This is a genomic window from Saccharopolyspora flava, assembly GCF_900116135.1.
Taxonomy (GTDB): Bacteria; Actinomycetota; Actinomycetes; order Mycobacteriales; family Pseudonocardiaceae; genus Saccharopolyspora; species Saccharopolyspora flava.
The window spans coordinates 1003924-1020454 of the sequence record NZ_FOZX01000001.1; the positions used below are offsets into that span (position 1 = coordinate 1003924).

The window sequence follows — 16531 nt, forward strand, 5'->3', positions numbered from 1 at the left end:
CGCGGAGCGCAGTTCCCACCGGCGCTTCCGCGCCTTCACGGTTTCCAGGCTGCGAGGCCGTTGAGGAGGAGGTCGAGGCCGAAGTCGAAGCGCTCGCGGTAATCCCCCTGGGACAGCACCGGGAGCATCGACACCAGGGTCGGGAAGCGGTCCTCGGGCAGCGACGCGAAGTACTGCTCGACCTGGCTGATCCGCTCGTCGCGCTGCTCGTCGGTGAGCCCGAAGTCGGCGCTGAGCTCCATCGCCGCCGCCGTGGCGAACAACGCGAGGATGTCCACCGCGAACGCCACGGCGCGATCGGGCAAACCGGCCGCTCGCAGGATCGACAGCATGGCCTCGGTGACGGCGAGCGCGTTCGGGCCGGTGGGTGCCGGCGTGCGCAGCACGACCCGCGCGATGCCCGGATGCGCGGCCAGGACCTCGACCTGCCTGTTGATCAGGTCTTTGATCTGCTGCCGCCAGTTCGCCGGGTCGGGGTCGGGAACGCTGATCTCACCGATGACGAGATCGAGCATCAGCTCGTGGAGCTCGTCCTTGTTGTTCACGTAGGCGTAGAGGGACGCCGCGCCGGTCCCGAGGCGCTGCGCGACCTTGCGCATGCTGACGGCGTCGAGCCCGTCGGTCTCGAGCAGTTCCAGGGCGGTGCGCACGATCAGGTCCAGGCTCAGAGGTCGCCTGGCCGAACGCTCCCTCGCGGCTCGTTGCTGCCACGGCGGAACGGGGATCGACATCCGATGACCTCCACTTCGCGATGCGAACACCGTACTTGACGCGAACAGTGTTCGTGAGTAGAACGGTGTTCGTAAGCGACGAACACCGTTCGCACTGGGGGCGTCATGAGTGATCGAGTACCGGTCCTGATCGCGGGCGCGGGATTGTCCGGCCTTTCCACCGCGGTCTTCCTCGGGCTGCACGGCGTGCCCGCGCTCGTGGTCGAGCGGCACGCGAGCACGTCGGTGCAGCCGAAGGCACGCGGACAACAACCTCACGTCATGGAAACGATGCGACTCGCCGGCATCGACGAGCAGTTCGTGGCGGCATCCCCGAAGAGCCGCGGATTCGTGCTGCGGATCGTCGAGAGCGCCGCCGGCCCGGTGTTCCGCGAAATCCTGCACGACACCTACCTGAAGCTCGACCACCTCACCCCGGCGCGCTCGGCGGACGCGAGCCAGGCGAGCGCGGAGCGGATCCTGCTCGCCCGCGCACGCGAACTCGGCGGGGAGGTCCGGTTCGCGACCACCTTGGAGTCCTTCGAGCAGGACGAGCACGGGGTGCGCGCGCTGCTGCGCGATTCCGGAGGCACCCGCGAGATCCGCGCGGACCACCTGGTGGGGGCGGACGGAGTGCGCAGCCCGGTCCGCGAGACCGCCGGAATCGGGACGCACGGGCGCGGAACCCTCGGGCACACGATCCTCTGGCTGGTGCGCGCCGACCTGCGTCATGTCGTGGGCGAGCGGCAGGTCATGTACTACATGCAGAACCCTCGCCTGTCCGGCGGAACCGGCGTCCTGGCCAGCACCGATGCGCCCGACGAGTTCCTCGTCGGTGTGGGGTACGACCCGGAGCGCGAGAGCCTGGCCGACTTCACGCCGGATCGCGCCCTGGAGCAGATCCGTCTCATCGCGGGTGCTCCGGACCTGCGCGCGGAGATCCTCAACGCCGACACGACGGTCGCGTCGGTGCGGGTCGCCGACCGCTTCTCGGCAGGCCGCGTGCACCTGGTCGGCGACGCCGCGCACACCATGCCGCCGCAGGGCGGGATGGGCGGCAACACCGCGATGATGGACGGCTTCCACCTGGCGTGGAAGCTCGCCGCCGTGCTGCGCGGTGAGGCGGGACCGGGCCTGCTGGCCAGCCACGACGAGGAGCGCAGGCCGATCGGTGAGCTGATCGCGGAGAACCAGTACCGGAACGCGGTGGTGCGCAACGCGCCCGAGTGGGCCGAACCCGATCAGGAACCGCCGATCGAGGAACCCGGCCTGCTCCTGTTCGGGCACCGGCACCCGGGCGCGGTCGTCCGCGAACCCGACGACGACGGTGAGGTGCTGGAAGAGCCCACACGCCCCACGGGCCGCCCCGGGTCGCGAGCGCCGCACGTCTGGCTGTCCACACCGGACGGACGCGTCTCCACGATCGACCACTTCGGCCGGGGTTTCGTCCTGCTGACCGAGTCGCAGAGCTGGGCCGAAGCAGCCCGCGACGTCGCCGCCGATCTCGGCGTGCGCCTGACTCCCCTGCTCCTCGGCGACGACCTCACCGGCGACTGGACCAAGCCCTACGGCGTCACACCCGAAGGCGCTTCGCTGATTCGCCCCGACTTCGTCATCGCCTGGCGCTCCCCAGGCCCCGGCACGCGAGCAGACCTCAAAGCAGCCCTCACCAAAATCCTCTCCCGCTGAACACGCCCCCGAGCTCCGCTGTCAGCCACAGGACGGGGGCGGGTGGAGGCGGTCTCGGGTTCTTGGGAAGGAGTTCACTCGGGGATAGCGCACAGCTACAGTCGAAAATATGAGTGACGACAAACAGCACGTCTTATTCGACGCTGCCTGGCAGAAGTCCTCACACAGCTCGGACAACTCCTACTGCGTCGAGGTCGCCGTCACGACCGAGCTCGTCGGGGTCCGCGACACCAAGGACCGATCCGGGGGCACGCTCGCCTTCAGCCGGGAGCGGTGGCAGGACTTCGTTTTCGGGCTTCGCGACCGGGGGTGAGCTGGGGCTGCGCTTGAGCGCGTCTCGGCAAGGGGCAGTTTTTGCCATAACTGTCCGGGCAAAACGGATGTTGATCATGGGTAGTTCTGGCAAAAACTGTCCCGACGCGAGACACCGCGCCGACGCCGCGAGCGCATCAGAGCTGGTAGGGGTCGAACTCTCGCCATGCGACGGATGTCGGCTGCTCACCGGTAGTCAGGAACTCGCGCAGGGCACGGCGGACCGTCTCGACATCGACCTCGGCCCCGGGATGAACGGCCCGCACGTGACCGTCGAACGTGTAGTACTCGACGCCGTCGGCGTTGAGGTCGCTCGCCGGGACGCAGCTGGTGGCGCCGTACCACTCCAGCGCGCCGACGTCTCCGCGCACGCCCACCACCAGGCAGTCCGCCCCCCAGTCGTCGGGGTCTGCGGTGATCTCCCAGCACAACCCGGAGGCGTGCCCCTCGCGACTCGCTTCGAAGTCGCGCATGAGCTGGAACAACTCATCGGCGTCCAGACCTGACGAGACCGTGAAGAACTGCGTCCGCAGAACCTCCGGCACGGCCGGTGACGTCATCGCTGTGCCCTTCCGTGATAGGTGTGCGAATACGGCTCGCCGCCCTGCGTAGTGCCGTGGACGGTAAGAGTGTGCCCTTCAGGCAGATACTTCTCCAGCGCTTGGTGACACCCTGGTCGCTGGCCGGCCTGCGAACCACACGGAACGTGGTTGATCACCAGTTCGCTGTGCCTGCGACCGCGTTGGATCATCGCGGTCGCGACCTTCATTTCCACGTGCGAACCCAGCAGTCCCGCAAACCGAGCGGGCAATCCCACCGCACGGGCCCGTTCCAAGATCAAGGGGGTCCACGTCTGATCGTGCCCCGAGGTGAAGGGCTGGCCAACAGCGCCATCGGCGTAGCCGACCGTCCTGTCCCCCTGACCTTCCCGCACGCGTCGCGGCATCACGTCAACCGCCCAGCCGACCGCCCGCGGATACCGACTGCCATCGGGCGCCGTCATCGACGGTTGAGCAGCCTGGTCATCGCCACTCGTTGAATTTCCACTGGCAGCGCTGGAACTCGGTGATTCGACAGCTTCCAGACGACCTATGTAGTCCTCGATCACAGCGACGGTCAGGTCCACCGCTTCCCACGACGTTCGCAGGGCGTCCGTTGTCACGGGCTGCTGCGCCAAGACATCCAGGGCGTCTGGATCATTCGTTCCCGTGAGCCACCATTCCAGCGTGGCCGCACGTTCAGCCCAGCTGTCCATCCCCGCTGACATGTCGGCACGCGCCGACTCCAGTTGATCAGCGATCTCGCGAAGTGAGGCCAGCAACTCCTCCAACGCGCTCACAAGCGGTCGGCCCAACACTCCGATGCACTGATACTGCTGACGATCATGCTGCGCGCATTCGTCAACGAGCTGATCGATTTCCTGAGCCCATCGGGCACCGCCATCACGTCGTCCTGCGCCGCACCCCGAGTGACGACAGCGAGCGACTTCCAGGTCGTTTCGAGTTTCGAGATGGCCTTGTCAAGCGACGCGACAGCGTCTCGGCCCTGCTCACTTGCCAGGCTGATCCCGGCCCGCAACTCCTCCACAGCTGACATCACGCGACCTCTGATCCGCAATCGGGTCCGGCAGTTGCCGAAACTCGGTTTACAGCAGTGGGACGACAAATCCCGGGGTACCTGGGACGCCTGATGATCAGCAAATCGGGTGATGTGGCGAGTTCGCGCGAGTTGGGGTTTCGGGGAGCGTCAGCGCCGGGTGGCGTGCCTAGACTGCGGGTATGGCTTGGATGCCTTTTGGTCTTGAGGACGCTGCCCGGGATGACCGGTCGTTGCGTCGGTTTCTGCACGGGATTCCCGGTGTGGATCAGGTGGGGTTGGAGCAGCGGGCCGCCGGGTTGGGGACTCGGAGCGTCAAGAAGGACTCGAAGCTGCGGGCCATCGACATCGCGATCTCGATGGTGGACCTGACGACGCTGGAGGGCGCCGACACCGAGGGCAAGGTGCGGTCGTTGTGCGCCAAGGCGCGCCGGCCCGATCCGGGGTGGGACGGGGTTCCGCCGGTCGCGGCCGTGTGCGTGTACTCGGATCTGGCCGCCACCGCCGTCGCGGAGCTCGGCGGGTCGGGGGTGCGCGTGGCGTCGGTGGCGACCGCGTTCCCGTCCGGGCGGGCGGCGCGGGCCGTGAAGCTCGCCGACGTGGAGCACGCCGTGGCGGCCGGGGCCGACGAGATCGACATGGTCATCGACCGGGGCGCGTTCCTGGCCGGGCGCTACGGGCAGGTCTTCGACGAGATCCAGGCCGTCAAGGAAGCCTGCGGCGACGCGCACCTGAAGGTCATCCTCGAAACCGGGGAGCTCGCCACCTACGACAACGTGCGCCGGGCCTCGTGGCTGGCGCTGCTGGCCGGGGGCGACTTCATCAAGACCTCCACCGGCAAGGTCTCCCCCGCCGCGACGCTGCCGGTCACGCACCTGATGCTGCAGGCGGTGCGCGACTGGCGGGACGCGACCGGTGAGCTGCGCGGCGTGAAACCCGCGGGCGGCATCCGCAGCACCAAGGACGCGATCCGCTACCTGGTGGCGGTCAACGAGGTCGCCGGACCCGAGTGGCTCACCCCCGAGCTGTTCCGGTTCGGGGCGTCCAGCCTGCTCAACGACCTGCTGATGCAGCGGCGAACCCAGCTCGACGGCCACTACAGCGGCCCCGAACACGTGGCGGTGGACTGATGACCAGCCCTTGGGAGTACGCGCCCGCGCCGGAGTCGCGCGAGCTCGCCGACCTCAAGCCGAACTACCGGCTGTTCGTCGACGGCGAGTTCGTCGACGGCGGCGGTAAGCCCATCAAGACCCTCAACCCGGCGACCGAGGAAACCCTCGCCGAGGTCTCCTCCGCCGACCTCGGCGACGTCGACCGGGCGGTCGCCGCAGCTCGCCGCGCCTACGACCAGGTGTGGTCGAGGCTGCCGGGCACCGAGCGGGCGAAGTACCTGTTCCGGATCGCGCGGCTCATCCAGGAGCGCGGCCGCGAGCTGGCGGTGCTGGAGACCCTCGACAACGGCAAGCCCATCAAGGAGTCCCGCGACGTCGACATCCCGACCGCGGCGGCGCACTTCTTCCACCACGCCGGGTGGGCCGACAAGCTCGACCACGCCGGGTACGGGCCGGACCCGAAGCCGCTGGGCGTGGCCGGTCAGGTGATCCCGTGGAACTTCCCGCTGCTCATGCTGGCGTGGAAGATCGCGCCCGCGCTGGCCTGCGGGAACACCGTGGTGCTCAAGCCCGCTGAGACGACTCCGCTCAGCGCGCTGGTCTTCGCCGACCTGTGCCGGCAGGCCGGGTTGCCGCCGGGCGTGGTCAACATCGTGCCGGGCGCCGGCGACGTCGGGGCCGCTCTGGTGGGTCACTCCGATGTGGACAAGGTGGCGTTCACCGGTTCCACCGAGGTCGGCAAGCAGATCCAGCGGACGCTGGCCGGGACCGGGAAGAAGCTGACGCTGGAGCTGGGCGGCAAGGCCGCCAACATCGTCTTCGACGACGCGCCGCTGGACCAGGCGGTCGAGGGCATCGTCACCGGCATCTTCTTCAACCAGGGCCACGTGTGCTGCGCGGGGTCGCGGCTGCTGGTGCAGGAGACGATCGCCGAGGAGCTGCTGGAGAGGCTGCGGGCGCGGGTGAGCACCTTGCGCGTGGGCGATCCGCTGGACAAGAACACCGACGTGGGCGCGATCAACTCCGCCGAGCAGCTCGGCACGATCACCGAGCTGGCGGCCAGCGGCGAGGCGGAGGGCGCCACGCGCTGGAGCAGCCCTTGTGAGCTGCCCGAACGCGGTTTCTTCTTCGCGCCCACGGTGTTCTCCGGGGTGCAGCAGTCGATGCGGATCGCGCGGGAGGAGATCTTCGGCCCGGTGCTGTCGGTGCTCACCTTCCGCACGCCGGACGAGGCGATCGCCAAGGCCAACAACACGCCCTACGGGCTGTCGGCGGGGATCTGGTCGGAGAAGGGCTCGCGCGTCCTGTGGGCGGCGGAGAAGCTGCGCGCGGGCGTGGTGTGGGCCAACACGTTCAACCGGTTCGACCCGGCCGCGCCGTTCGGCGGTTATCGGGAGTCCGGGTTCGGCCGCGAGGGCGGCCGGGCCGGTTTGGAGGCGTACCTCGATGTCTGACGTGCACAGCCGACTCGCGGTTGCCAAGACGTACAAGCTCTACATCGGTGGCGCGTTCCCGCGCTCCGAGTCGGGACGGGTGTTCGCCGTGACCTCTGCCAACGGGGAGTTCCTGGCCAACGTCGCGCACGCCTCCCGCAAGGACGTGCGCGACGCGGTGTCCGCGGCCCGCAAGGCCTTCGGCGGCTGGTCCGGCGCCACCGCCTACAACCGGGGTCAGGTGCTGTTCCGCATCGCCGAGGTGATGGAGGGCCGCCGCGAGCAGTTCGCCGCCGAAGTGGCTGCTGCAGAAGGGGTTTCGCGCGACACCGCGCTGTCCGGTGTGGACGCTTCGGTGGACCGGCTGGTCTGGTACGCGGGCTGGACCGACAAGATCGCGATAGTGCTGGGAGCGTCGAACCCGGTTGCGGGACCGTACTTCTCGTTCTCCACGCCGGAGCCGACCGGTGTCGTGGGGGTGCTCGCGCCGCAGGAGTCCTCGCTGCTGGGGCTGGTCAGCGTCATCGCCCCGGTGATCGCGGCGGGCAACACCTGCGTGGTCGTGACCTCCGGGGAGCGGCCGCTGCCCGCGATCACCTTCGCCGAGGTGCTGGCGACCTCCGACGTGCCCGGCGGGGTCGTCAACCTGCTGACCGGGCGGGCCGCCGAGCTCGGCCCGTGGCTGGCCTCGCACGCCGACGTCAACGCCCTGGACCCGACCGGTGCCCCGGCGGAGCTGCGCGGGGAGCTCGCGCGCTCGGCCGCCGACACCGTCAAACGGGTGCTGCCGGTCCGCGGTGAACCCGACTGGACCGGCGAACCCGGGCTGCAGCGCCTGCGCGCGTTCACCGAGATCAAGACCGTCTGGCACCCCGTGGGCACGTAGGCACCGGGGGGAACGTCACTTCTTCTCGGGGTAGCGGACGCGGCCCCGGCGGATGGAGTGGATGAGCATCCCGAACATGGCGGCCAGGAACACGGCGCCGAGGGTGAGGATCAGCCAGCTCGGCGCGGTGATGACCGGCGTTTCATCGTCGAGGTACGAGCGGGCCGGGAACTGCGCGGCCAGTCCCACGACCGCCACGACGACGGCTGCGATGCCGTAGATCTTGCGGTGGCTGAACGCGGTGCGCGCGTAGAAGAGCAGCACCGCGAAGGCGATGATCGCCACCAGCATCAGCGGCTGGGACACGACGTCGCGCATCGTGTAGTGCACCGGGGCCGGGTCACTCGACAGCCCGTCGCTCCAGAACCGCTGGCCGAACAGCGCCAGGACCCCCGCGAGGACGAAGGAGAGGATGACTCCGCTGGTCGAGCGCTTGCCGGTCGCGGGGTCGAGCTGCGCGGCGACCTGCCGGGCGTACTCGCGCGGTTTGCCGAACGCCTCCACCGGGTCGTCCCCGGTCTCGACGACGTGCGCCTCGACCTCGGCGAGCACCTCGCCGATGCGGTCGCCGGATATCTCGTGGAAGCGCAGCGCCCTGTGCAGGTCATCGCGGTACTTGTCGTCCAGCATCATCATGCCTTCATCCCTCGTTCGACAACGATGATCGAGTTCTGGGCGAACTCGATCCACTTCGGTCCCATCTCGGCCAGCACGTCGCGGCCCTGATCGGTGAGCGTGAAGAACTTCCGCCCCGGGCCGCCTTCCCCAGCCCGCCACTCGGTGGCCAGCAGGCCGTCGGCGGCCAGCCGGTTGAGCAGCGGGTACAGCGTTCCGGCCTTCATGTCGGGAAGTCCGGCCTCGGCCAGCCGCTGCAGCAGCGTGTAGCCGTAGCCCTCCCCGCTTTCGGCCAGCAGCGCGAGCACGGCGAGGTCGAGCACCCCGCGGAGCCACTGCGTCTGCCTGGTCGTCGTCCGTTCCGCCATGACTAGAACGTAACACCGACTAGTGTGTGACGCCAACTAGTGGGTCAGGAAAAATCCCCACCGGATCTCCGATGGGGATCTGATCAGCGGATCTGCCAGTCCAAGCGACCGTCTTCCGTCACCGTCGGATAGCTGTGGCCGGCCGGGACGCCGTTGATCAGGGCTCTGTGGACGTCGGTGAGCATCGCCGCGATGCCCTGCCACTCGGGCCGCAGCACCTGGGCGTGCTCCTGCTCCCACTCCAGCACGCAGCCGTGCAGCGGACCCGGTCTCAGGTCCACCACCAGCTCGTCGGCGAACCCGTCGCCGGCGATCGGGATCCACGACGGGTGGAAGCTCGATCCCGGCGAGCCCGCGTAGTAGTCGCAGGCCGGCCGCTCCCACTGCGCCGTCCAGTTCTTGCGGTGATCGCGCCACGACGCCAGCGCCTGCTCCGCCCCGTAGGGCGTGTAGAACGGCGGCAGGACGTCGGCGAGCACATCGCCCTCGGTGCCACCGCAGCTGAGCCACAGCGCGCGCAGCTCGCCGGGGAGCTCCACGGAGAACTCGGCCTCCAGCTCGGCGAAGTCCGGTTCCCGGACGGGCGGACGCAGGGCGGCTGCGGTGACCGGCGCATGACGCCCGAGCCAGTGCGCGATCTGACTCCACAGCTCCGTGACATTCATTCTGATCATGGTCTCGCTGCGGGAGCCCCGGCGGTACCGCCAAAGGGGACCCGGCGACGAACGGTGAGCCCCGCGACGAACGACTGGGCCGAACAGCGGAACCGCGTTCCTCCGACGCCGCAGAAGCGACAGACCATCGTTACGAACTGTTCCGTTGACCGTTGCAATGATCGAACCAGCTACGGTGACACCGGACCAGGGCACTAGCGGCCCAAGGCCAACCCGTAGGCTCCCGCGGGGTCTGGTTCCGGTGACCGGAGGTAGAGAGATGGCGCAGGACATCGTCCCCATCGAGCTCGGGCTGCCGCAGGGCGACGTCGTCACCCTGTGGGCACCGCACTGGCGCGAAGATGGCGAGGAATGGGAAGCGTTCCTCGGATACGGAGATGACCTCTACGGATTCCCCGATCCCGCGCGGCTGGCCGCGTTCGTCAGAACCGCGCGCGAGCACGACCTCGACGACCACCCCGCCTGGCACGTGGTACCCGCGCTGTCGGCCGTGGAGCTCAGCCCCGACGAGGACCACCAGTTCGACCTCGTCGGCGTGCCGGAGCTGGTGGCCGAGCCGCTGGACACCTGGACCGTCGCCGAGCTCGCCGACATCGTCGAGATCGCCCGGTCGCTGGCCGAGGTGTGCGAGCTCGACGCCGTCACCGAGGTCCTCGACGCCGCCGACGGTTTCTCGCTGCTCAACCAGGGCATGCTGGCCTTCAACGGCCGCGACGGGCAGAAGCGCTGGAACGAGGTGTGCAAGGTCGTCGTGGAGCGCTGGGACGAGGTCCTCGACGCCATCGACGCCGTGGTGAGCACCCCCGAGGTGCCCGCGGACGCGGTCGCCACCGCCGAGACCGAGCTCGCCGAAGCGCTGGAGACCGACGCCGACGAGGAGACCGCCGCGGCCACGCCGTCCGACGTGGACGAGATCGAGGAGGTCGAACTCGGCTTCTGGGGCGAGATCGGCATCGACCCGATCCACATCATCACCAGCGACGCCGAGTACTACACGCTGCGCTGCTACCTCGGCGACGACCCGGTCTTCCTCGGCCACGACGGCAAGATCGACGTGTTCGGATCGCCGCGCGCCCTGGCCCGCTTCCTCACCGACGACGAGGCCGTCGAGGACACCGACATGGCCCGGGTCGCCACCTGGCAGCAGCTGCGCGACGCCGCCACCGGCGGCGAGCTCGACGTCCAGGTCGAGTCGGACAACACCTACGTGCTCAACGGCCTCGACACCGACCTGCTCGCCGGTCCGTCCGAAGTGGACCCGACGCAGCTCGACCTCGCCGAGGAACTGCTGCTGGACGCGGCCGCCTGGGCCGGTGACGACACCGCCGACAAGGCGCTGCAGTCCTCCGAGCGGCTGGGCTGGCTGGTCTCGTTCGTGCTGCGCCCGAACCCGAACCGGATGCCGCCGAGCGCGCCGTTCGACGACGAGGTCGAGGTGTGGCGGAAGCTGGTCGCGGACCTGGAGGCCCGATTCCGGACGCACTGATCAGGCGGCCTCGGTGAGCATCGCCGAGGCCGGCCCGGCCTGGTGGTAGGACTGCCGGAGCCCCTTGCGGGCCCGGTAGACCAGGGCCGCCGCGCTGTTGCGGCTGATGTTGTAGCGGCGGCCCAGGTCCGACGGCGTCTGGTGCTCCACCTCCACCGACCACAGGACCTGCCGCCACCGCTGCGGCAACCGGGAGAACGCCTCGCACACCCGGGCGCGCTCCCGCTCCTCGGCGATCGGGTCGGTGCACACCGGTTCCTGCGGCTCGCAGTAGTCGTCGAGGTCCGCGGCCAGCAGCGTGCGGCGGGACTTGGCGGCGTTGGCCGCGGCGAGGTTGCGGATCGTGGTCAGCAGGTAGGCGCGGAACGCCTGCTCCGGGCCACCACCCCGGCGCAGCACGTCGAGGATCTTGGTGAACGCCTCGGAGACCAGGTCTTCCGCATCGGCGGGAACCGCCGCGACCTGCACCGCCATCGTGTGCGCCGCGGCCTGGTGCCGGGCGTAGAGCTCCGCGAACGCGACCATCGACCCGGAACGGACGTTGCGCAACAACTTCCGGTCGTCGCCGGCTGGCATCGCAATACCCCTCACTGGCTGACTTCCGACAAGTCTCCCGCCGCGCCGGAGAGGCGGACAAGGCGCGGCTTTTCAGATGGTGATCCCGGAAGCGCTCAATTCCGGCTCGGGTAGTCCCCCGCCACCGCCAGCGACCGGGAGATCCGGTCGGCCGCCGCGCGCAGCGGGCGGACGTAGTCGCGGGTGGTGGCGAGCTTGCGCACCGGGAACGAGATGGCCAGCGTGACCGGCAGATCCGCGATCCGGACCGGCGCCGCCATGCACGCCGTGCCCAGCGAGTACTCCTCGGTGTCGACGACCAGCGCCGGGGCCGGGCGCTCCACCAGCTCGCGCAGACCGGTGATGGTGCGCGGGGTGAGGTCCTCCGGCGGGTGGCGGCGGAAGTGGTCGGTGCGCTCGTCCTTGCTCAGGCCCGCCAGCAGGCACTTGCCGACGGCGGTGGCGTGCGCGGCGTGGCGGAAGTCGACCCAGGCGTCCACGCGGGGTGTGCGGGGGCTGTCGACGATCTCGTCGACCACGACCTCGCCGTCGTCGTAGCGGGCCAGGTAGATGGCCGCGTTGAGGTCCTCCCGCAGCTCGATCATGGTGCTGCGGATCGTGCTGCGCAGCTGCTGCGCCTGCGCCGCGTCGTGCAGGCCCGCGACCTGCTCGCCGACGATGAACGCGCCGTCGTCGAGCTTGGCCAGGTAGCCCTCGTGCACGAGGGTGCGCAGGAGGTGGTACGTCGTGGGCAGGGCTAAACCGGTGTTGCGGGCCAGGCATTTCGCCGTGATCCCGCCCGGGTGCTGCCCGACCACCTCCAGCAGCCGAAGTGCCCGCTGGACCGATGCGATCAACGTGGGTTCGCTGCCTCTGTTCACCTGCGCCTCCAGGACCGTGCAGCGGCTCGTACCTGCGGGGAGTGCTCCGGCGGCACCGCGCGGCGACGCCGGAGACCCCGCAGCTTACTTGCCGCGCACCGCCCGAGTCATACCAACATGTCCGAATATCCGGGTTTGATCTGCTCGTTGATGATCGCCAGCCGCTCGTCGAAGCCGAGGAACGACGACTTCATCGCGTTCACCGTGAACCACTGGAACTCCTCCCAGCCGTACCCGAACGTCTCGTGCAGCGCGGCGAACTCGCTGGACATCGAGCAGTGGCTCATCAAGCGGTTGTCGGTGTTGACGGTGACCCGGAACCGCATCCGCGTCAGCAGCCCGATGGGGTGATCGGCGAGCGCGGCCACCGCACCGGTCTGCAGGTTCGACGACGGGCACATCTCCAGCGGGATGCGGCGGTCCCGCACGTAGGACGCCAGCCTGCCCAGGTGCACGGTGCCGTCGTCGTCGACCTTGATGTCGTCGACGATCCGCACGCCGTGCCCGAGGCGTTCGGCGCCGCAGTGCTGGATCGCCTCCCAGATCGAGGGCAATCCGAATGCCTCACCTGCGTGAATCGTGAAATGCGCGTTCTGCTGCCGCAGGTATTCGAAGGCGTCGAGGTTGCGGGTGGGCGGAAATCCCGCTTCCGGACCCGCGATGTCGAAGCCGACGACCTGCGCGTCCCGATAGCGAACCGCGAGGTTGGCGATTTCGGTGGATCGCGCGTTCTGCCGCATCGCGCACAGCAACGTGCCGATTCGGATTCGCTTGCCCGCGGCCGCCGCGCGGCGTTCTCCCTCGCGGAAACCGTCCTGCACCGCCTGCACGATCTCGTCCAGGGTCAGCCCCTGCTCCTGGAACAGCTCGGGCGCGTACCGCACCTCGGCGTAGACGACGCCGTCGGCGGCCAGGTCCTCGGCGGCCTCGGCCGCGACGCGGGACAGCGCGTCGGCGGTCTGCATGACCCCCACGGTGTGCGCGAAGGTCTCCAGGTAGCGCTCCAGAGATCCCGAGTCGGCGGCGGTCACGAACCATCGCGCGAGGTCATCGGCGTTGTCGTGGGGCAACTCGGAGTACCCGCTCTCGCGGGCGAGGTCGAGGACGGTCTGCGGTCGCAGCCCGCCGTCGAGGTGGTCGTGCAGCAGCACCTTCGGCGCCTGCCGGATGTTTTCCAGGTTCACCGGTGTCGACATGCGACTACGTTACCCGCCCGCCCTCGGCGCCTCACAGAGTGCCACCACCTGATCACCCTGGGGCTTCGCGGCTGTTCAGCGGTGATCCACCGCTGCGCCGATCGGGGTTCACTACCAATTGGCCCAACATGGCCCGCGAAAAAACTCACCCGTATGGAGGCAATCACCATTCTTGCTGCATCCGGTTCAGGACCGCTGATGCGTTCGGCTCAACGGAGCAGGACCGATCAGACCCAATTGGCGGATCAATGTCGCGGAATGTAACGGGGGGCGGCTATGGGCACGAGAATGGAGTGGCTAGGCTTCTCTAGTCCTCACCCCCCCTCGACGAAGGACGCCCCTAGCCGTGACCGAGAACATGTCGTTCGACCGCATGCGCAACATGCTCACGCGTGCGGCTGAGATCCGCGAAAGCGAACAGCAGCAGATTTTCGACGCACTGGACGAAATCCACGCCCGGCTCTCCCCGCTGGAGTCCCTGGGCTCCGTGCGCAAGCGCCTGTCCGAGCTGCCCGACCGCACCGAGGTCAGCGTGCTCGCCGAACGACTCGACGAGGCCCTGGCCAAGCTCGAGGCGCACGACGGCGCGCTGCTCGACCTCAAGGGCGCCGTCGAGGCCGTGGTGGACAAGCTCGCCAAGCCCTTCGCCCAGCTCGACGGCCGCCTCGACGGCGTCGCGGGGCGGATGGACGGCGTGTCCGGCCGGATGGACGGCCTGGAGGACAAGCTCGGCCACATCCACAACCGGATCGACGAGCTCAGCGCGCACCTGGACAAGCAGGACACGCGCCTGGAAGCGCTCCCGGCGTCGGTCAACGACCCGGTCCGCGACCGCATCGACTCGCTGGAGACCAGCCTGCGCGGCCGGTTCGCCGAGATCGACGAGGGCGTGCACGAGCACATCGACGGCACCCGCGAAGCCCTGCAGCGCGCGGTCACCGACTCGGCCGGCACCACTCAGAAGGACCTCAGCGAGGCCCAGAAGGAGCTGGCGGCGTCGCAGAAGGAGCTGGCCGACGCGGTCGCCGGCACCCGCGACCAGCTGGACGGCAAGCTCGACCACCTCGCCGAGCGCCCGGCGGTGGACCCGACCGACAAGCTCAACGACCTGGCGCAGCGCCTCGAGGCGCTGACCGACCGGCTCGACCAGGTCTCCGGTCGCCTGTCGCAGGTCGAGGAGGGCGTCAACACGCGCATCGACACCGTCGAGCAGGGCGTCAACTCCCGGCTGGACACCGTCGAGGAGGGCGTCAAGACCGGCCTGGGCGAGCTGGGCGGCACGCTGTCGCAGAACCTCTCGCAGCTGTCCGGCACGCTGTCCCAGCGTCCCGACGCCGACAAGCTCAACGCGCTGGTCCGCGAGGCCAACGAGGAGAGCGAGCAGCGGCACGCCGGTCAGCTGGACGAGGCGATGGCGACCTTCGCCGAGCTCATCCTCGGTGGCAGCCCGCAGTCCACCCCGCCGCCGCCCACCACGCTGCCCCGGCAGCAGCGGCGCGGTCGCTCGAAGAGCGCCAAGCGGGAGAACAGCGAGAACAAGGCGATCGAGAGCGGCGACGAGGACTTCACCGCCGAGAGCGCCTGATCACCGGTCCGCGGTGACCTCGTCGAGGATCAGCGGTGTCGACTTCGCGTCGGCACCGCTGATGTCGTATGCGGCGGCGAGTTCTTCGCGGACCCGGCCGAGGGTCTCGGGCCGGTCGGTGTGCAGTTCCAGCAGCGGTTGGCCCTCGACGACCCGATCGCCCGGTTTGGCCAGGCACAGCACTCCGGCGCCGTGGTCGACGGCGTCCTCCTTGCGGGCTCTGCCCGCGCCGAGGCGCCAGGCGGCGAGGCCGACGGCGTAGGCGTCGAGCCGGGTGAGCGTGCCGGTGGCCGACGCCGGGACGGTCTCGACGTGGCGGGCTCGCGGGAGCTCGGCGTCGGGGTCGCCGCCCTGGGCGGTGATCATCCGGCGCCACACCTCGTGCGCCCGGCCGTCGGCGAGCGCGTCGGCGGGGTCCACATCGGACACCCCGGCGTGCCGCAGCATCGCGCGGGCGAGCGCGACGGTCAGCTCGACGACGTCGGGCGGCCCGCCGCCCCGCAGCACCTCGACGCTCTCGGCGACCTCCAGCGCGTTGCCGACGGCGCGGCCCAGCGGAACCGACATGTCGGTGATCAGCGCGCTGAGCCGAAGTCCGTGCGCGGCACCGATGTCGACCAGCGCGGTGGCCAGTTCCCGGGCCTGCTCAGGGGTTTTCATGAACGCGCCGGACCCGCACTTGACGTCGAGCACCAGCGACTCGACGCCTTCGGCGATCTTCTTGCTCATGATCGAGCTCGCGATCAGCGGCACGGACTCGACGGTCCCGGTGACGTCGCGCAGCGCGTAGAGCTTCCGGTCCGCGGGCGCCAAGCCCTCGGTCGCCGCGCAGATTACCGCGCCGACCTCGCGCAACCGGTCGCGGATCTCCCCGGCGCTCAGGCTCGCCCGCCAGCCGGGGATCGATTCGAGCTTGTCCAGCGTGCCGCCGGTGTGCCCCAGCCCGCGCCCGGACAGCTGCGGAACGGCGGCCCCGCACGCCGCCACCAGCGGTGTCAGCGGCAGGGTGATCTTGTCCCCGACGCCGCCGGTGGAGTGCTTGTCCACGGTGGGCCGTCCCAGCTCGCCGAGCTCCAGCGTCTCCCCGGAGGCCACCATCGCCGCGGTCCACCGCGCCGTCTCCGCGGGCGTCATCCCCCGCAGCAGCACAGCCATCGCCAGCGCCGACATCTGCTCGTCGGCCACCTCACCCCTGGTGTAGGCGTCGACGACCCAGTCGATCGCCTCATCGCTGAGCCGACCCCCGTCCCGCTTCACCCGAATCACGTCCACGGCGGAGAACACCGCACCACCTCCTCAACCCCTCCACGGTTCCACCCTCACCACCCCCAACCCACCCCACAAACCCCCGATCAGGCGACTCAAGACGAATACCGGAGTTTTCGACCCGACGAATACCGCAGTTTTCGACGGGTCGAATACCGCAGTTTTCG

Annotated in this window: 18 protein-coding genes; 7 read left to right on the top strand and 11 right to left on the bottom strand. The window is 69.4% G+C overall.

Annotated features, from left to right (window positions below; translation table 11 throughout):
* Positions 1-35 precede the first annotated feature (35 nt).
* Positions 36-731, bottom strand: coding sequence for a TetR/AcrR family transcriptional regulator (locus tag BM424_RS04575; RefSeq protein ID WP_093413890.1), 696 nt, complete (start codon positions 729-731; stop codon positions 36-38).
* A 105-nt stretch (positions 732-836) separates the two neighbouring features.
* Between BM424_RS04575 and BM424_RS04580 the strand changes: the two genes are divergently transcribed.
* The gene (locus tag BM424_RS04580; RefSeq protein WP_093413891.1) at positions 837-2399 is read left to right on the top strand and encodes an FAD-dependent monooxygenase; all 1563 of its coding nucleotides are present in this window, start codon (positions 837-839) and stop codon (positions 2397-2399) included.
* Positions 2400-2508: 109 nt separating this feature from the next.
* The gene (locus tag BM424_RS04585; RefSeq protein WP_093413893.1) at positions 2509-2712 is read left to right on the top strand and encodes a DUF397 domain-containing protein; all 204 of its coding nucleotides are present in this window, start codon (positions 2509-2511) and stop codon (positions 2710-2712) included.
* Positions 2713-2848: 136 nt separating this feature from the next.
* Here BM424_RS04585 and BM424_RS04590 read toward each other — a convergent pair whose 3' ends face one another.
* The 3 genes from BM424_RS04590 to BM424_RS04600 are packed head-to-tail and all read right to left on the bottom strand — an operon-like array spanning position 2849 to position 4307.
* A complete protein-coding gene (locus BM424_RS04590) occupies positions 2849-3271 on the bottom strand; it encodes an Imm1 family immunity protein (protein ID WP_093413894.1) in 423 nt (140 codons plus the stop codon).
* Positions 3268-4041, bottom strand: a complete 774-nt coding sequence (locus BM424_RS04595) for a DddA-like double-stranded DNA deaminase toxin (RefSeq protein ID WP_139273997.1) — start codon at positions 4039-4041, stop codon at positions 3268-3270. Before BM424_RS04595 ends, BM424_RS04590 begins: the two co-directional genes overlap by 4 nt.
* Before the next feature lie 5 nt (positions 4042-4046).
* Positions 4047-4307: a hypothetical protein gene (locus BM424_RS04600; RefSeq protein WP_139273998.1), complete on the bottom strand. Its 261-nt coding sequence runs from the start codon at positions 4305-4307 to the stop codon at positions 4047-4049.
* Positions 4308-4489: 182 nt separating this feature from the next.
* Between BM424_RS04600 and deoC the strand changes: the two genes are divergently transcribed.
* Genes deoC through BM424_RS04615 form a run of 3 tightly spaced genes read left to right on the top strand, consistent with a single transcriptional unit; the run spans position 4490 to position 7738 of the window.
* Positions 4490-5437, top strand: coding sequence for a deoxyribose-phosphate aldolase (gene deoC, locus BM424_RS04605; RefSeq protein WP_093413899.1), 948 nt, complete (start codon positions 4490-4492; stop codon positions 5435-5437).
* A complete protein-coding gene (locus tag BM424_RS04610) occupies positions 5437-6873 on the top strand; it encodes an aldehyde dehydrogenase family protein (protein WP_093413901.1) in 1437 nt (478 codons plus the stop codon). Before deoC ends, BM424_RS04610 begins: the two co-directional genes overlap by 1 nt.
* The gene (locus BM424_RS04615) at positions 6866-7738 is read left to right on the top strand and encodes an aldehyde dehydrogenase family protein (RefSeq protein ID WP_093413902.1); all 873 of its coding nucleotides are present in this window, start codon (positions 6866-6868) and stop codon (positions 7736-7738) included. The genes BM424_RS04610 and BM424_RS04615 overlap by 8 nt, the downstream gene beginning before the upstream one ends.
* Before the next feature lie 15 nt (positions 7739-7753).
* Here the strand turns inward: BM424_RS04615 and BM424_RS04620 are convergent, their stop codons facing one another.
* The 3 genes from BM424_RS04620 to BM424_RS04630 all read right to left on the bottom strand — a co-directional run bounded on the left by BM424_RS04620 (position 7754) and on the right by BM424_RS04630 (position 9386).
* Positions 7754-8374: an HAAS signaling domain-containing protein gene (locus BM424_RS04620; protein ID WP_093413903.1), complete on the bottom strand. Its 621-nt coding sequence runs from the start codon at positions 8372-8374 to the stop codon at positions 7754-7756.
* A complete protein-coding gene (locus BM424_RS04625; RefSeq protein WP_093413904.1) occupies positions 8371-8721 on the bottom strand; it encodes a PadR family transcriptional regulator in 351 nt (116 codons plus the stop codon). The genes BM424_RS04620 and BM424_RS04625 overlap by 4 nt, the downstream gene beginning before the upstream one ends.
* Before the next feature lie 83 nt (positions 8722-8804).
* Positions 8805-9386 carry an SMI1/KNR4 family protein gene (locus BM424_RS04630; protein ID WP_093413906.1) on the bottom strand — a complete coding sequence of 194 codons (582 nt, stop codon included), beginning with the start codon at positions 9384-9386 and terminating at the stop codon, positions 8805-8807.
* A gap of 268 nt (positions 9387-9654) precedes the next feature.
* Here BM424_RS04630 and BM424_RS04635 point away from each other — a divergent pair, with 268 nt between their 5' ends.
* On the top strand, positions 9655-10881 hold the full coding sequence (locus BM424_RS04635) for a primosomal protein (protein ID WP_093413907.1): 1227 nt from the start codon (positions 9655-9657) through the stop codon (positions 10879-10881).
* Here the strand turns inward: BM424_RS04635 and BM424_RS04640 are convergent, their stop codons facing one another.
* From BM424_RS04640 to BM424_RS04650, 3 genes are all read right to left on the bottom strand, one after another.
* Positions 10882-11457: an RNA polymerase sigma factor gene (locus BM424_RS04640; RefSeq protein ID WP_093413908.1), complete on the bottom strand. Its 576-nt coding sequence runs from the start codon at positions 11455-11457 to the stop codon at positions 10882-10884.
* 95 nt (positions 11458-11552) lie between these two features.
* Positions 11553-12317, bottom strand: a complete 765-nt coding sequence (locus BM424_RS04645) for an IclR family transcriptional regulator (protein ID WP_093413909.1) — start codon at positions 12315-12317, stop codon at positions 11553-11555.
* A 107-nt stretch (positions 12318-12424) separates the two neighbouring features.
* On the bottom strand, positions 12425-13513 hold the full coding sequence (locus BM424_RS04650) for an adenosine deaminase (protein ID WP_093413911.1): 1089 nt from the start codon (positions 13511-13513) through the stop codon (positions 12425-12427).
* Positions 13514-13859: 346 nt separating this feature from the next.
* Between BM424_RS04650 and BM424_RS04655 the strand changes: the two genes are divergently transcribed.
* Complete coding sequence (locus tag BM424_RS04655; RefSeq protein ID WP_093413912.1) at positions 13860-15098, top strand: coiled-coil domain-containing protein; 1239 nt, start codon at positions 13860-13862, stop codon at positions 15096-15098.
* On the opposite strand, the gene BM424_RS04660 is transcribed toward BM424_RS04655, so the two are convergent.
* Positions 15099-16382, bottom strand: a complete 1284-nt coding sequence (locus BM424_RS04660; protein ID WP_093413913.1) for a thymidine phosphorylase — start codon at positions 16380-16382, stop codon at positions 15099-15101.
* Between the last annotated feature and the right edge of the window lie 149 nt (positions 16383-16531).

Coding starts and splice junctions, on each gene's coding strand:
- BM424_RS04575 (WP_093413890.1), bottom strand. CDS start 731: ATGTCGATCCCCGTTCCGCCGTGGCAGCAACGAGCCGCGAGGGAGCGT.
- BM424_RS04580 (WP_093413891.1), top strand. CDS start 837: ATGAGTGATCGAGTACCGGTCCTGATCGCGGGCGCGGGATTGTCCGGC.
- BM424_RS04585 (WP_093413893.1), top strand. CDS start 2,509: ATGAGTGACGACAAACAGCACGTCTTATTCGACGCTGCCTGGCAGAAG.
- BM424_RS04590 (WP_093413894.1), bottom strand. CDS start 3,271: ATGACGTCACCGGCCGTGCCGGAGGTTCTGCGGACGCAGTTCTTCACG.
- BM424_RS04600 (WP_139273998.1), bottom strand. CDS start 4,307: ATGTCAGCTGTGGAGGAGTTGCGGGCCGGGATCAGCCTGGCAAGTGAG.
- deoC (WP_093413899.1), top strand. CDS start 4,490: ATGGCTTGGATGCCTTTTGGTCTTGAGGACGCTGCCCGGGATGACCGG.
- BM424_RS04610 (WP_093413901.1), top strand. CDS start 5,437: ATGACCAGCCCTTGGGAGTACGCGCCCGCGCCGGAGTCGCGCGAGCTC.
- BM424_RS04615 (WP_093413902.1), top strand. CDS start 6,866: ATGTCTGACGTGCACAGCCGACTCGCGGTTGCCAAGACGTACAAGCTC.
- BM424_RS04620 (WP_093413903.1), bottom strand. CDS start 8,374: ATGATGATGCTGGACGACAAGTACCGCGATGACCTGCACAGGGCGCTG.
- BM424_RS04625 (WP_093413904.1), bottom strand. CDS start 8,721: ATGGCGGAACGGACGACGACCAGGCAGACGCAGTGGCTCCGCGGGGTG.
- BM424_RS04630 (WP_093413906.1), bottom strand. CDS start 9,386: ATGAATGTCACGGAGCTGTGGAGTCAGATCGCGCACTGGCTCGGGCGT.
- BM424_RS04635 (WP_093413907.1), top strand. CDS start 9,655: ATGGCGCAGGACATCGTCCCCATCGAGCTCGGGCTGCCGCAGGGCGAC.
- BM424_RS04640 (WP_093413908.1), bottom strand. CDS start 11,457: ATGCCAGCCGGCGACGACCGGAAGTTGTTGCGCAACGTCCGTTCCGGG.
- BM424_RS04650 (WP_093413911.1), bottom strand. CDS start 13,513: ATGTCGACACCGGTGAACCTGGAAAACATCCGGCAGGCGCCGAAGGTG.